Below are 15,231 nucleotides of genomic sequence, written 5' to 3'. Positions count from 1 at the left end.
GATCTGCTTGGATATCGCGCAAGCTTTTCGCCGCTATAGAGCGTAACAAACGTACGAGCCAATCCCGGCTACTTTGGCTATCTTTAGAGTCGATAAAAACGACACCTTTTTTGCTCGCTGTGTGGTTCGACCGATAATTCGCTTCACCATAAAGCTCAGTAAACTGGCCCAAATGAGCCCTTCAGCCAGGTGCCTTTGCTGCGTTGCGAAGCGGCGCAGATTATTGTGAATTTTCCACTCTTTAAACAACAATTCGATTTGCCATCGCAGTCGATATAGTTGCATGACATCGCTTGCCGGATACTGATCCCTCGGCAGGTTTGTTAGCCAGGTCAGGTAACGCTGTTCCTCTGCGTGCCAGAAGCGAACTGCACGACAGGAGAAGTTGCGCCAACGTACATCGAGATCCAAGATCTTTGCTTGGCTATGGCTTCGAGACATCGCCTTGAGCTTCACTCCACCAATTTTGAAACCGCTTTTTCTCGGCGATTCTGGGCAGCAACGATGACGGGGTTAGTTGAGTTGGTGGCTCGCATCAAGTAGTGACCGCCGTTCGTCGCGACCTTTCCCATGTACTTATGATCGATATATCCCGCATCCGCCATGAGAAGTGACCCGGTCAACGTCTCAGCTTTTGGTAGGTGCTCGCGTTCCGGCGCAGTATCGGGTGTCACCAACAGTTTGGTCGGCAAATCATCCAATAGAGACATCGTCATGTGGCACTAAACGGCTGCGGGACAATACGCTTTAAAGCGGCCTGGGAGGCTGTACTTTAAATCGTCATGGAGAGCAAACGACGAGCCATCCTGCAATAAAACACGCCTAAATTTTGTCAGTCTATCTGGCAACGGCCCCTCAACCTGCTGTTGGAACACCAGCATTGCGCGTTCGGCGAGCGCTTGCATCATTCTGGCGAATCCTTCCTAGCGGAGTTTGTTGTGAAACGGTTTGTATGCCACACGATTAGTGTCGTACTGACTTGCGTTAAAGCTACGATGAAGCTCAGCGATGGAGTCGACTTTGCCGCACTCCAAGTGCAGCAACCAAGCTCGATACCAACTGCAACGGCTGAATATCCCGCATTCGTTGTACGAATTTTGTGCTTCTCGAGACTTGGTTCAACCAAGTCTCATCAAAAAGTTGTTTTAGGGTGTTGGATGTGGCGAGAATAGACATGGCTCTTCGGTTGTTATTTGGTTTGTTTTGGCGAATTAATCAGATCACACCAAGAGCCTTTTTTCTATCTATTTCATACGCCTGCGCTAAAGATCCTGTCTATGGGCCGTCCATACTGGATTCATATACATACTTTTCCGTAAGTGACTGATATGGATGCGCAAATAGTGGTGTCATCGAGCCCTTAGGCACCTTTATTGTCGCATTAACACCGGTGAAAGTGCGCTTAGACAGCAAACGACCGTCGCTGGCCACCTTCCGGGCAGTTGCTCTTGCTCTTCCTAGGCACTCGCAGCGCAGCGTTCCTAGAACTCAGTGCCTGCTTCTTGCCCCCTTTAGAAACTCGCAGCGCTGCGGTCACAGAACCCCGTGCCTGCTTCTGGTTATGTTTATATGAGGCTTTGTTTTCGGGCTGGCCAGCTTAAAGCCGCAGAACGGGCCCTGTCAGTCTATGATGAGACATCAATGCTCTGCGATAGATGGCGCGTATACGGCCCCACCATGAGTGCAAAGTTTGTTCAGGGAAAACGTAAAGGTCTCGCATTATCAGACACCTCTCTCAGCTTTGTATGAGCAGGCGGGTAATCTGACTCAGTGTGAATAATTTTAATAACGACGATGACCACGACTGCCGTGATCAGCACCGAGGACAACATGAGACAAAAGTTGATAGTGACGGCCTGTTTGGCCGCAGGGGTGGCGGCTCCAGTTTGGGCCGAACAGGCGCCCACCAATGTGGTGCTGATCACCGCGGATGATTTGGGTTACGAGGTGTTCAGTCGCTTCACCGATGGCCTGCCGGACCTGACGCCCAACATGGATGCCTATGTCAAAGGCGGGGTGGAGTTTATGCACGCTCACTCCAACACCTCCATCTGCATGCCCAGCCGCTCCATCATGGCCACCGGCCTGTATGGCGTCAGCTCCGGCATGATGGGCTTTATGAATCTGAAGGACAGCAGCATTCCGACGCTGATGGGAACCTTGACCGAGCACGGTTACCAAACCGGCGTGCTGGGTAAGGTGTCACACTCAACGCCAGATCTGGGCTATCAGTGGAACTACGTACAGGATTATGGCGACTTGGGATCAGGCCGCGACGGTAAGCTCTACGCCAAGTACACCGCGGAGTTTATCGAGCAGAGTAAAAAAGCGGGGCAGCCATTTTACTTGATGGTGAATTCGCACGATCCGCACCGCGCCTTCCATGATCCCGAAGATCCGCGCTGGGCAGACGCGACGCAGCCTTCAAAGCTGTTTACTGCTGATGAAGTGGTTGTCCCTGAATACCTGCCCGATACGCCACAGACCCGTTTGGAGTTGAGCCATTACTACAACTCGGTGCGCCGATTGGACGACAGCTTTGGCCTGATCATCCAGGCGATTGAAGATGCGGGCGTGGCGGATGACACCCTGGTGATGTTCCTGTCCGATAACGGCTCGGCGTTCCCGTTCGCCAAGGCCAACACCTACATGTTTTCCAGCCGCACCAAGTTCTTTGCCAAGTGGCCCAATGGCGACATCAACACCGACTATGTGGATGAAGACAACTTCATCTCCTTCGTCGATATTATGCCGTCCATTTTGGATGCCACCGGCATTGAGATCGACGCCGAGTTTGATGGCCAATCCTTTATTCCGCTACTGCGCGGTGAGGAGCAGGAGGGACGGGACTACGTCTATACCCAGATCGATTATAAGATCGGCGGTGGGGCCACGCCGATGCGTGCCATTCAGGACAAAGAGTTTATTTATATCTTCAATCCGTGGAGCGAAGAGGGCGCCAACTACCGCAATGCCAATGAAGGCAAGATCACTGAGGAGTGGGCGGCTTCCGGTGACGAGGTGCAACTGGAGCGTCTGCGCATGTTCCGTGAGCGTGAGATGGAGGAGTTCTACGATCTGAGCCTGGATCCGAGCAGTCTGAATAACCTGATGGACAACCCGGAGTATCAAGCCAAGATCACCGAGTATCGCCAGAAGCTTAATGACTGGATGGTGGAGCACAAGGATCCGGTTCTGCCAATGCTGGCGCATCGTGACAACCCGGAGAAAGTCCTGTCGATGATGAAAACCGACTACCCGAAGAAGTTCAGTCTGATGCCTCAGGAGCAGTTGGATAAGATCAAAGCGAAACAGGAAGAGCGGCGCGCCCAGCGAGACGCGAAGAAGAAGTAATCATTTTTTCGCGGCATCGCTGAGTAAAAACGGAGCCAAATGGCTCCGTTTTTACTGTCTGGCACTGGTGGTGTTAAGTACGGGAGCCCGTGTGGGAGCGGTGTCGGTCTCGAAACAGTACCCGTTCGAAATAAACCCAGATAAAAGAAAACCCCGCTTATTGCTAAACGAGGTTTTGTCCTAATGGCGTTTTAGCTTTAAGCCAATGAGCCTGTCATTATTCTGGGTGATACAGCCAGATAGATTTATTGAGTTGACCGGCGCTATCGGCAGAGCCGGCATCCCCTTCACCCAACAGCAGACGACCATCGTCCAGCACGGTAATGCTGTTGATTTGAGCGGGTAGGTTTGGATCGCAACGGTAATCAAACTCTTCCAAATCGGTATTGTTTTGGTCATCGCCACCCATCAGAACCGGCTCGATGCGGCTGATGCTGTAGTTGGCTTCAATCGGCATGCGATACAGGCCACCACAGGCCCCAACGCGATCAGAAACCACGATGGCCGCACTGTTATTGCCCGTGTTGCTCATGTTGTAGTTGAAGTCACCGTTAGTGAAATAGATGTAGGCATCGTCGTCACTCTTGGCACGGTTGGCATTGAAAGCAAAGCCGTTGACGTAGCGCCAAGCGGCGGTCGCGCGCAGATCTTCATTGAAGCTCTTATTGGTGTTGGCCTGGCGACGGAAGCTGGCCATCTTGGTTTCCAAGAAAGCCGGACGCTCGTCGACTTTGAAGCGCCCATTCTTATAGATATCGCCACCGGTGATGCTGTTGCCGCCTGCGGTAAACCAAGTGAAGTCGCTCAAGCTGGCGGCCCACTGATTCATGTCGTTGTTGGTGAGGTAGTTGCTGGCAAGATCGTTATCCACCAAGCCATCGCTGCCGTTTTGGCTGTTGGCGTGGGTTTCCGCAAACGCTTCGGTGCCGATCTCGTCCCACTCGGCGATCCACGCTTCAACGTCTTGCAGAGAGACACTGTCAGTGAGCAGTGGAACCCACTCGATGTTAAAGCCGGTCTCGGCGGGATCAGCTCCTTCCTCTGTGTCTTGAACAACGCGTGAGAGGTACAGGGTACCTTCACTCAGATCCTTTTCGGTATCGGCAACAAACTTCATCAATGAGCCGCTGACGCTGGTGTGGCCGAAGTAAACGGTCTTGTTGTCCGGCATGATGGCTAACTGGCTGTGCTCAGTTCGACCGAGCATGGGCAGGGCACGCACTTCACCGGTTGTTGGGTTGAATTCATGGACGAAACCGTAGCGGTAGGCGTTGGGGAATTCGCCAGCCAGGTATTGTTCCATGGTCTGCGCAAAATCGTGACGATCAACCGTATTCTCGTTGCCGTTCTTCAGCTTGTAGCTGTAGTTATCCTCGGGCACGTTAAAGAATTTGCTGGTGGTGCTGGTTCCGCCTGCCGGGTTAGCCGCATGGGTTTCGGTGAAGAGGATGGTGCCCCAAGGTGACATCGTGCCAGCATAGTTGCCTGCGGTGCCATTGATACCCGTGAAGTCGAGCATTTCGACGTCGGTGACGGTCCAAATACCTTCGCTTTGGCTGAGGGTCATTCTAGACAGACCACCGGGAGTGGTATCCCAGCCGGTAAAGAGGGTTGCTGATCCATCTTCGTTGTCGAGAAAGATGTTAAAGGCGACGCGATCGCTGGGATCAAAGATCGCAGGTTGCTCACCCTTGCCGGTGATCACGCCCAGTCCATCTTCACCAGCGATCCCCAGTGGTTGGTAGTCACCTTGTACCAAACGAACGGTCAGATGCTGCTCGGAGTAGATGGGTTTGTCTTCGTCATCCAATTCTGGCAGCGCAGGTTTGTCCAATACGTCAAGCAGCTCGCGAGTTAAGTCGGTATTGACGTTTAAGCCTTTTACAATGCCGATTGCACCAGTCTTAAACTCGTCGTCGCCCTGCGACCAGCTGTTGGCTGGGGACTTGACATTAAACAGCAATTCGCCTGATTTTGTGACGGTCAGGCCGGACACCTCGGCACCCGCAGGCAGTGTCGCGACCCGGTATAGATCGCCCGGTTCGGTCTTGTCTTCACAATCCTCTTCACACTCTGGAACATCGATGTCGATGTCTTCGTCGCCATCGCTACAGTTGTCGTCTGTTTCCGGATCGCATGTTGGTGGTGGCTCCGGGGTGATCGGCGGGGTGCCTGGGTTTGGCGGCAGAATGATATCGTGACCGTTGTTGTCTACCTCACTGTTACACCCAGCCAAACCCATGGCCAGCGCTATGGCCAACGCGGAGAACTTAAATTGCGCCATCTACCTCTACCTCATTGATTTTATTTTGTTGTTTTTTACCGAGAAATTATGGGAATCTCGGCTTTTTGGGTGATTTAGTCGTTTTTCATTAACAATGTCAATGAGTGGTTGGCCGTCAGCGGGAAAGGTGCGGAGCCACAAAGTTCGCCGGTGCCAGTGGTTACGCTGCTTTGCGGCAAGTGAGGCTGAGTCGAAGTGGGTATGTAAAGGTGCAAGTGTTTTTAATTTTGTGTGCTTTCTCGCGTTCTATCATGGCGTTTGTATTGTGCCGAGCTACAAGAGAGGCATTTGTCAGATATTGATGCGAGCACTTGGAGGGGAATTTTTATTACATCTTGGCTTGGTTTGCCCTACGCCGTAACTGATCTCCATTCGGGCAAGTTCTTTGAGTCACCCAGCAAATGCCGTTCGCTCTTAGTGAGGAAGATACGGTTGCTAATGTGGACGTTGGTGCGATCCGGCGTGGATGGGGGGCGAATTATTTTCATTAGGAAGGTGCGGATCTGAGAGGCGCTGTGTGGCCGAGCCATCGGCAGCGGTTATCGCCGAGTGTGCATTGCTTTCGGCCGAGCGGAATCAACCTTAATGTAAATAAATTACAATTGTGAGGCGGTCAAGTTGTCTCGGTGTGAGTGGGACAAAATGGCCTTTCAGAGCGTCATGTCACGAAACTGCACCCCCCTGTGGTTTCTTTGTGTTCTTTTGTCTCGTTTTTCACAAAATTACCTCTTTGTCGCAGCAGGTGATCTCCATCACTTCTTTCTTCAAACTGACTTCATATAATCAATTTCGAAAGTCATTTACTAAGTGCGTTGACTAAGCGGCACAACAAAGCGAGCAGATTTATCTACGCTTTATTGAGCAAGGCCTAGGGGACTTACTAAAAGGTTTTTTAATTTTTAGTTTTTAATATTTCAGGAGCTATCTTATGGCTGTAACTAATATCGCCGAGCTAAATGCTATGGTTGCCCGCGTTAAGGCGGCACAGGCAGAATTTGCCACCTTCTCTCAGGAGCAAGTGGACAAGATCTTCCGCGCCGCTTCACTGGCCGCCAACAACGCCCGTATTCCTCTGGCCCAACAGGCCGTTGCTGAATCTGGCATGGGGATCATTGAAGACAAGGTGATTAAAAACCACTTTGCATCCGAGTTCATCTACAACAAATACAAAGATGAAAAGACCTGCGGTATTCTGGAAGAGAATGACTGCATGGGCACCATGACCATCGCTGAGCCGGTGGGTTTGATCTGCGGTATCGTACCGACCACCAACCCAACTTCTACTGCGATCTTCAAATCTTTGATCTCCCTGAAGACCCGTAACGCCATCATCTTCTCGCCACACCCACGTGCCAAGAACTCCACCAATGATGCTGCCAAGCTGGTGCTGGACGCCGCTATCGAAGCGGGTGCGCCGAAAGACATCATCGGTTGGATCGATCAGCCTTCGGTTGAGCTGTCCAACGCACTGATGAAGCACGACGATATCAACCTGATCCTGGCCACCGGTGGCCCGGGTATGGTGAAGGCCGCATACTCATCCGGTAAGCCAGCCATTGGTGTAGGCGCCGGTAACGTTCCTGTTGTGATCGATGAGACTGCGGACATTAAACGTGCGGTGGCTTCCGTGCTGATGTCCAAGACCTTTGATAACGGTGTGGTGTGTGCTTCCGAGCAGGCCGTGATCGTGATGGACGAAGTGTACGACGCCGTGAAAGCGCGTTTCGCCCAGTCCGGCTGTCATATCCTGACCAAAGCTGAAGCCGATAAAGTGCGCAAGGTTATCCTGATCGACGGCAACCTGAACGCCAAGATCGTGGGTCAGCCTGCGACCGTCATTGCCGACATGGCCGGTGTAAAAGTGGCCGCCGACACCAAGGTGCTGATCGGTGAAGGGGTGGAGATCAAGATCGAGGAAGAGTTTGCTCACGAGAAACTGTCCCCAACCCTGGGTATGTTCCGTGCTTCTAGCTTCGAAAACGCCGTAGACATGGCGGTTAAGATGGTAGAAATGGGCGGTATCGGCCACACCTCCGGCCTGTACACCAACCAAGACACCCAATCCGAGCGTATCAAGTACTTCGGCGACAAGCTGAAAACCGCGCGTATTTTGGTGAACATCCCGACCACTCACGGTGGCATTGGTGACTTGTACAACTTCAACGTTGCGCCATCGCTGACCCTGGGTTGTGGCAGCTGGGGTGGTAACTCCATCTCCGAAAACGTAGGTCCTAAGCACCTGATCAACAAGAAGACTGTAGCGAAGCGAGCTGAAAACATGCTGTGGCACAAACTGCCGAAGTCCATCTACTTCCGTCGTGGCTCCCTGCCAATCGCGCTGGGTGATCTGGAAGGTAAGAAACGCGCCTTCATCGTGACCGACCGTTTCCTATTCAACAACGGCTACGTTGACAACCTGATCGCCATCCTGAAATCTCAAGGCATGGAAGTGGTCACCTTCTACGATGTGGAAGCGGATCCAACCCTGTCCGTGGTTGAGAAAGGCGCTGAAGCGATGAAGAGCTTCCAGCCAGATACCATCATTGCCCTGGGCGGCGGCTCGCCGATGGATGCAGCCAAGATCATGTGGGTAATGTACGAGCACCCAGAGACCGACTTCGCGGACTTGGCGATGCGCTTTATGGATATCCGTAAGCGGATCTACAAGTTCCCTAAAATGGGTAAGAAAGCCGAGCTGGTGTGTATTACCACCACCTCAGGCACCGGCTCCGAAGTCACCCCGTTTGCCGTTGTGACCGACGACAAGACCGGCGCTAAGTACCCACTGGCGGATTACGAGTTGACCCCACACATGGCGATCGTCGATGCTGATCTGGTGATGGATATGCCAAAATCGCTGACCGCTTTTGGTGGTTACGATGCGGTGACTCACGCCCTGGAAGCTTATGTATCTGTGCTGGCCAATGAGTACTCCGACGGTCACGCACTGATGTCGCTGAAGATGTTGAAGAACTACCTGCCAAGCAGCTACGAGCACCTGGCAGCGGATCCTATCGCCCGCGAGAAGGTACACAATGCTGCGACCATCGCTGGTATGGCGTTTGCGAACTCCTTCCTGGGTGTGTGTCACTCCATTGCCCACAAACTGGGTGCCGAGTTCCACCTGCCACACGGTTTGGCCAACGCTCTGATGATCAGCAACGTGGTTCGCTTTAACGCCACGGACAAGCCGACCAAGCAGACCGCTTTCTCTCAGTACGACCGTCCACAAGCGGGTTGTCGTTACGCCGAAGTGGCGGATCACCTGGGCCTGACCAAGGCCGGTGACGACACCAATGCGAAGGTTGAAGCCTTGATCGGCTGGCTGGAAGCGCTGAAGGGCGACTTGGATATTCCTAAGTCCATCAAGGACGCGGGCGTCAATGAGGCGGACTTCTTGGCTAAGCTGGACGAGCTGGCGGTGGATGCCTTTGATGATCAGTGTACCGGTGCGAACCCACGCTACCCGCTGATCGCTGAGCTCAAGCAAGTGCTGCTGGCGTCCTTCTACGGCAAGGCCTACGTCGACGGTCAGGACTTTTCTGCGGGTGACGTGGTAAAGGTCAAAGCGGTTAAGGGCAAAAAAGACTCTGCCGCGGCCTAAGCCCAAACAGTCATCTCATCTCTCTGCACACGACGTTCAAGCCCGGCTTTTGCCGGGCTTTTTTACGTCTGTTCTAAGCGGCGCTCCTCGATGTCCTGAGCTCAGCGTCGGAGACTGACGCGCCTGACGGGCTATCCCGAGAGATGATTGTTCGGCGATTACCTGAGCCCTTTGTGATGCTTCTGGTGAAGCAGTCCAGTGTGGGCTTAATGAACCGTTATCAGATGTCTCACGAGGAGACAGTGGAACCCAAATGAGCCTATGCGATGGCAATGAAACTGAGTGATTACATCGCGGCGCACACCAGTTCTAGCCACATTATCGAGTACCAGGTTGAGTGCCGGACGACCTACTACGAAGTTCGTGGGTGTAATGCTTCGATGAGGGAAGGGTTTTTGCCGTTGATCATGGCTCTGGTATGCGCCGAATGGTGCTATTCCTACTTTAATTTGCCTTACGACTACAACGGTATAAGGGCCATTTCAGCATTTGGTGACGACAGAGACATTTTGATGTCAAAGCGGCTCTAAGCGTTTGCGCTAGAGTTTGAGTTGGTCTTTATGATAGATAACGGAGTCGATGATGGAGAATGCAACGCAAACATCCGGCACGCCAAAACACCTTTGGCTGGTGGGCATACTTGCCCTGTTGTGGAACGCGATGGGGGCAATGGATTATGTTATGACCCAGACTCGCAATGCCGATTATATGGCGGCGTTTACCCCAGAGCAGTTGGCGTTCTTCTATGGTTTTCCGGCCTGGGTCGATGCGTGCTGGGCCATTGCGGTGTGGGGTGGCGTGCTCGGTGCTGTGTTGTTGCTGTTGCGACGTGGTCTGGCGGCGCCGGTGTTGTTGACCTCTTGGGTGATGATGGTGCTGGTAACGCTAAGAAATTATGTGTTCGCCAATGGCTTAGAGGTTGTCGGTGACCCAGTTTCTTTGCTGTTCACCGCTGTGATCTTCGTCATCGCGTTTGTTTTGTACGGCTATGCTCGCTGGATGCGACGGCGCGGCGTGCTGCAGTAAGATCCCAGCTCGCAATGTCGGTGCGAGCGGCTTGAAAAATGGTTGGGGCACGGTAGCATGCCGGTGGGAAACCATAACAAGAAGAGAAAGGCATGAATAAATGGCTGGGGGTGTGCGCGTGCTTACTGCTGAGCGCGGTGGTACAGGCGCAGCAGGTAACACCGCTGTCCGATGATGAGCAGACGTTGATCCTGCGTGTGGCGGATCAGGTGGTGCTGCAGGAGGGCGATAAGCCCGGTGACGCGCGGGCAGTGGCACTGGATCGTGCCAAACAACAAGGCGCCCAATTCAGTAGTCGTATGCTAAGGGCCTTGCAACAGGAGTTGCCGCTTGAGGAGGGGCAGTGGCAGCTGCTCAATTGGGCCTATCTTCAGGTATTGGAAAGCCGGGACACGCCGGGTGTTGCGATGGACGGTCGTGCTCAGTTGGATCTTGAGGTGACCTTTCGCCAGCCTAAGGCGGCACTGATCCATGCGGTTACCCTACTGCAAGCCGACGAGCGCCATCAGCAGCGGTTAACCGAGTTGGCCGAAGAGATAGGACAATTACGTCACAGCCTGGCGCAGCTGCAACAGCAGCAGCCAACGGCTGAGGTGCAGCAAAGCAGTCGTGATGATGAGCCCGACACGGTGGCCGCACAGCGCGAGCATTTGTTGCAGCAGCTGGAGCGCTCGCGAATGGAGTTGCGTAGGGCCTTTGGACGTAAGGCCAACAGTGCTTAAAGGCTTTATCATGGCCTGAACTTGCCCTGCCACTGTGCAGGGCTTTTTGATCCGAGCACTGCGCAGCTGCAGCCGAACGGGGCGAATGTCGCGGATAATTTGCTCGGATGAAGCGGCGTCACTGGTTGCAGCCCTCAGCTTGTGCGATCCTAAAGATCATTTTCTTCCAATGTGTCAGAGCCCATGAGCAGTCGTTTTAATTTTGAGATCTATACCTTGGCCACGACCGGTTTGACGGAGTTGGCCCAAGCACAAGAGAGCGGCCGCGTTCCGCGTGCGCCGATCAGCGAAGCGCACTATTTCAGTGCTTGGGTGACCCGCGCGATCAAGCAGCAGCGTTTTGCCCACTCGACTGCCAAGCAACTTAAGGCTTGGCAAAAGCAGGCGCGCACCCAGGGCAAAGGGGCCGCTCTGAAGGATCTGTTCGAACGGATCGCGGCGATCTATGGTCCATTGCTTCACGGCACGGAAGAGATGGCCATGGTGACGATGCGCCAGCTTGAAGCTTTAGCCGAGGAGGCCGATGCGGCAGGCTGGGTGGTTGAGCCGGAGGAGGTGATCGATGGGCCGTTCATCCACCATACAGATGGCCAAGGTTCGTTGGTCCTGTGCGCAAAACAGCAACAAACCCATTTCCTCAACGACGATGAGTTGATCAAACCGATCTCGTTGTACCTGCGGGGTGACATGTCAGCCTTTATCGCCATGGCGTATCGTCACGGCTTGCTGCTGCATAAGGTGACGGATTACAAGTCGCTGGTGAAGTATCACGGTGAATATCTGCTATATCCGGCCAATGCTGGTCCTATCCTGGCGGAGCTACCAGCGTTGATTGACTGAGTCTTAGTTCTTACTAATAGCAAAGGCGCTTGATGCCTGCATCAAGCGCCTTTGCTTTGGGATGATGAAATCGGTTTAGAAAGCGACGCTCGCGGACATCGCAAAAGTACGGCCTTCGGAAACGCTTACAGCACCGCGACTTCCCATAGCACCACCACCTAAATATTCGGTATCGAACAGGTTTTGCACGTTGGCACGAAGGTTAACTTCAGATCTCGCCAACTTCAGGCGATATGAGGCACCGGCATCCACTCGAACGTAGGCATCTTTGACAATGTCATTAGAGAAGATATCAACGTCATCAAAGGTGTAGTTGCTGTCATTGGCAAAGCGGTCACCTTCGTAGGTCGCGCCCAGATTTAAAGCCAACTGATCATTCACTTGATAGCGGGACCATATCGCCGCGCTCCACTCTGGCGCATCGACAGGGGTAAAACCCATCAGCTCCCCATTAGGGTGATCGATATACTCTGCATCCAGATACATCATTGAACCCATCAGGAAGAAATTCTGGCTGACTTGACCTTGTGCGGATAACTCAATGCCTCGATGACGTTGTTTGCCACCTTGTGTGGTGATGGTCTCAGTCTCACCATCGATGATGTTGCCTGTCTCTTCGCTATAACTGAAGTTGGTCACTTCCGTGTTAAACAGCGCGCCAGACAGCAGCAGTCGGCCTTCATTCAACTCCCATTTTGCGCCCAGCTCCCAGCTTTGTGCCAATTCAGGGTCCAGCTCATGGCCGTCATTGACGTCGTACTCGTTATCAATGGCTCCCTTCGGGGTAAAGGCTTCTGAGTAGCTCAGGTAGATACTGGCATCCGAATTGGGATGGAAGATCACCGCACCACGAGGCAGGAAAGCGTCCTGATTAACATTTTCGACCTTCTTTTGTTTATCGAAACGGCCACCAACCAACAGCTGCCATTGCTCGTTCAGGGTGATCAAATCCTGAATGTAGATGCCGTAGTATTCCCATTCACTCGGGGTGCCAGGCTCGACTCGACGGTAGTCCAGATCCGGACGTGCCGGTAAAGGCTGGCCAATGGTGATGGTGGTATTGAAGTCTTCCGGCAGATTGTTGTCGCGGGACTGCTGGTAGAAGTATTCCAAACGGTTGGCACCAATCAGCATGTTGTGCTCGATACTGCCGGTGCTGAATTCGCCGGTAAAGTCGACATATTGGCTGGTGTATTGCCAATCATCGAAACGTGAAAACGGGCTGATGGAGTAGGTGCCACTAGTGGAATTGTAACTGCCAACGCTCGGGCTTGAGTCGAAACGATGGCGGTTAAACTCATTGTGGTTATAACCGACTTTCATTTGCCAATCAGCGCCCAGATAAACCGTCAGATCGGCACCGTAGTTATCGACGACATTTTCGAACACCGCCCATGGCATATCCCAAGCGGTGCGGCGATCACCGACGACATTACCGTCAGCGTCCAACCAAACCCCAGAGTCGTTGCCAGCTTTGTCATCGGTGCGATCGTAGTACACAGAGAACATACCCCACTCGCCGATGTCGGCTTCCAGGTTTAGATAACCCAGCCAGCGATCGCGCTCAACGTTTTCGCCGTTGGCATATTCACGCCAGAACTCTTTGTCTTGCTTAACGCCCACAGCGCGGTAGCGGAAGTTGCCTTCCTCATCGATACGGCCACCGGTATCGACCTGGTAGCGGGTGCTGCCATTGCTGTCGAAGTCGAAACCGAGCTCAACAAAACGCTCATGAGTTGGTTTCTTGCTGACCATATTGATCAGGCCTGCAGGGCTGGTCTTACCGTAAAGAAGGGAAGAAGTCCCTTTAATGACTTCAATGCTTTCAGCCGTCTCTATAGGCGGAACGTAGTAAGCCCAGAACTGGTGACCATCACGCATATAGCCATCGTTGCTGATGGTAAAGCCGCGGGCATTGAAGGTTTCACGGTTCCAGAAGGTGGTACCACCGGTAACACTGGCGTCGTTGGTCAGTACTTCACGCAATGTGGTTGCCAGCTGCTCATCAATGATGATTTCCGGGATAACGGTCACCGACTGAGGCGTATTGAGTAGAGGGATGTCAGCGCGCATGGCACCGCGAGCGTGGTCGTTTTTATAATCGCCGAATGAGTTTCCTCGGACCGTGATGGTTTCCACCGACGCATCCACCATTGAAGCTTCCTGCTCTGCAGCGATCAGAGGATGACTTAGCAGTATGGCTGTTACCGCCAGCGCGATTGGACTTTTGCTCGAAAACATTCCTAACTCCCAGTACAACTCTTAATGAGAATGATTAACCAAATCAATTGCGCCGAACTTTAAGTGAGAATTATTCCCATTACAACGGCTGAGTTCAGATTGTTCTGTAGTGTTACGTGGTGCGACAGGGTTTAAATAAGGATGCTTTAGCCGGAACGGTATGAAGCCTCGATGTATTCGATGCTCGGTTTGATGTATTCCGGTACAACGCTCTGTTTGTTAACGACACTGGCGTGATTGAGTAAGTGTCGTTATTGTGACGTGACGCAATGTTTCTAACGGCAATGTTTCATTTGTGGCAGCGACAAGGACGGGCTTAGCGGGACCGAAAGCAAACAGCCAGTGCGTGGCACTGGCTGTTGTTTAGCGATGAGGGCGATCAGCCGCAGCACTTTTTGTATTTCTTACCACTACCGCAAGAGCAGGGATCGTTGCGGCTCGGGGTTTTATCGAAGGTGGTGGTCTGCGGTTTATTCAGCAGCGTATCCAGCTGTGTGATCTCTTCTTGCGCGTCCGCATTGAGTTCGATATTGGCCATGAGTTGGTGCTCGGCCAGCAGGGCTTCAATTTCAGCCTGACGCTCGGTGGAATTGACGATCAGATTGAGTGGGTTTTCGGCGGTGCCTAGCTTCGCGGCCCGCTTGGTGTTGTAGCCGTAGCTTTCGTGCTTAGGCTTCTTCTCAATTTTGCCTTTATAGAAAAATTTGGACATGCGGGTGCCTTGCGTTTACGGGCGGCTGGCGGCTGGGCCAACGGCCGGAATGAAAATGGAGCCGAATGGTAGCGGGTCACTATCCGCTGGGCAAGTTTTGCCCGGGTAAAATGCGTCCTTTAACCCTGCTCATCCTTGCAGCACTCGTCACACAGAAACGCCAGTAGGCGATCGAACTGGTCGTATTGGGCAACGCAGTGCAGAATGCGGCCCTCCCGGTGTTGTTTCACTAAGCCGGCGGAGACCAAGGCGGAGATGTGATGAGACAGGGTGGAGCCGGGAATGGCCAGCTCTTTTTGTAGGGTGCCGACGGGTAGGCCGGCATGACCGGCCTTGGACAGGCGTTTATAAACGGCCAAGCGGGCAGGATGACCCAACTCTTTTAAGGCTTTGGCGTGCAGTTCGAGTTCGCTCACGGATGGACTCCGGCTGACAAGGAATGGTGTTT

Annotated in this window: 11 protein-coding genes; 5 read left to right on the top strand and 6 right to left on the bottom strand. The window is 53.1% G+C overall.

Annotated elements, in window-relative coordinates; all coding sequences use genetic code 11:
* Positions 1-33: 33 nt before the first annotated feature.
* Entirely contained in the window at positions 34-441 is a 408-nt protein-coding gene (locus ABEA08_RS21980; protein WP_425557308.1) for a transposase, read from the bottom strand.
* A gap of 11 nt (positions 442-452) precedes the next feature.
* On the bottom strand, positions 453-716 hold the full coding sequence (locus ABEA08_RS00970) for a transposase (RefSeq protein WP_345332322.1): 264 nt from the start codon (positions 714-716) through the stop codon (positions 453-455).
* A 1,114-nt stretch (positions 717-1,830) separates the two neighbouring features.
* Between ABEA08_RS00970 and ABEA08_RS00965 the strand changes: the two genes are divergently transcribed.
* Positions 1,831-3,354, top strand: coding sequence for a sulfatase family protein (locus ABEA08_RS00965; protein WP_345332319.1), 1,524 nt, complete (start codon positions 1,831-1,833; stop codon positions 3,352-3,354).
* A gap of 217 nt (positions 3,355-3,571) precedes the next feature.
* Here ABEA08_RS00965 and ABEA08_RS00960 read toward each other — a convergent pair whose 3' ends face one another.
* Entirely contained in the window at positions 3,572-5,638 is a 2,067-nt protein-coding gene (locus ABEA08_RS00960; RefSeq protein ID WP_345332317.1) for an alkaline phosphatase PhoX, read from the bottom strand.
* Between the two features lie 928 nt (positions 5,639-6,566).
* On the opposite strand from ABEA08_RS00960, the gene adhE reads away from it, so the two are divergent.
* The 4 genes from adhE to ABEA08_RS00940 all read left to right on the top strand — a co-directional run bounded on the left by adhE (position 6,567) and on the right by ABEA08_RS00940 (position 11,830).
* Positions 6,567-9,242, top strand: a complete 2,676-nt coding sequence (gene adhE, locus ABEA08_RS00955; RefSeq protein WP_345332314.1) for a bifunctional acetaldehyde-CoA/alcohol dehydrogenase — start codon at positions 6,567-6,569, stop codon at positions 9,240-9,242.
* Positions 9,243-9,923: 681 nt separating this feature from the next.
* Positions 9,924-10,268, top strand: a complete 345-nt coding sequence (locus ABEA08_RS00950) for a hypothetical protein (protein WP_345332311.1) — start codon at positions 9,924-9,926, stop codon at positions 10,266-10,268.
* Positions 10,269-10,360: 92 nt separating this feature from the next.
* A complete protein-coding gene (locus ABEA08_RS00945) occupies positions 10,361-10,990 on the top strand; it encodes a hypothetical protein (protein ID WP_345332309.1) in 630 nt (209 codons plus the stop codon).
* 183 nt (positions 10,991-11,173) lie between these two features.
* Positions 11,174-11,830: a DUF2913 family protein gene (locus ABEA08_RS00940; RefSeq protein WP_345332307.1), complete on the top strand. Its 657-nt coding sequence runs from the start codon at positions 11,174-11,176 to the stop codon at positions 11,828-11,830.
* Between the two features lie 75 nt (positions 11,831-11,905).
* Here ABEA08_RS00940 and ABEA08_RS00935 read toward each other — a convergent pair whose 3' ends face one another.
* The 3 genes from ABEA08_RS00935 to ABEA08_RS00925 form a co-directional block, all read right to left on the bottom strand.
* Complete coding sequence (locus tag ABEA08_RS00935) at positions 11,906-14,071, bottom strand: TonB-dependent siderophore receptor (RefSeq protein WP_345332304.1); 2,166 nt, start codon at positions 14,069-14,071, stop codon at positions 11,906-11,908.
* A 379-nt stretch (positions 14,072-14,450) separates the two neighbouring features.
* The gene (locus ABEA08_RS00930; RefSeq protein WP_345332302.1) at positions 14,451-14,783 is read right to left on the bottom strand and encodes a PBPRA1643 family SWIM/SEC-C metal-binding motif protein; all 333 of its coding nucleotides are present in this window, start codon (positions 14,781-14,783) and stop codon (positions 14,451-14,453) included.
* Between the two features lie 119 nt (positions 14,784-14,902).
* Positions 14,903-15,199 carry an ArsR/SmtB family transcription factor gene (locus tag ABEA08_RS00925; RefSeq protein WP_345332300.1) on the bottom strand — a complete coding sequence of 99 codons (297 nt, stop codon included), beginning with the start codon at positions 15,197-15,199 and terminating at the stop codon, positions 14,903-14,905.
* Positions 15,200-15,231: the final 32 nt, after the last annotated feature.

The organism is Ferrimonas pelagia (assembly GCF_039543565.1).
GTDB classification, from domain to species: Bacteria; Pseudomonadota; Gammaproteobacteria; order Enterobacterales; family Shewanellaceae; genus Ferrimonas; species Ferrimonas pelagia.
This window is presented reverse-complemented; position numbering and strand designations above follow the sequence as displayed.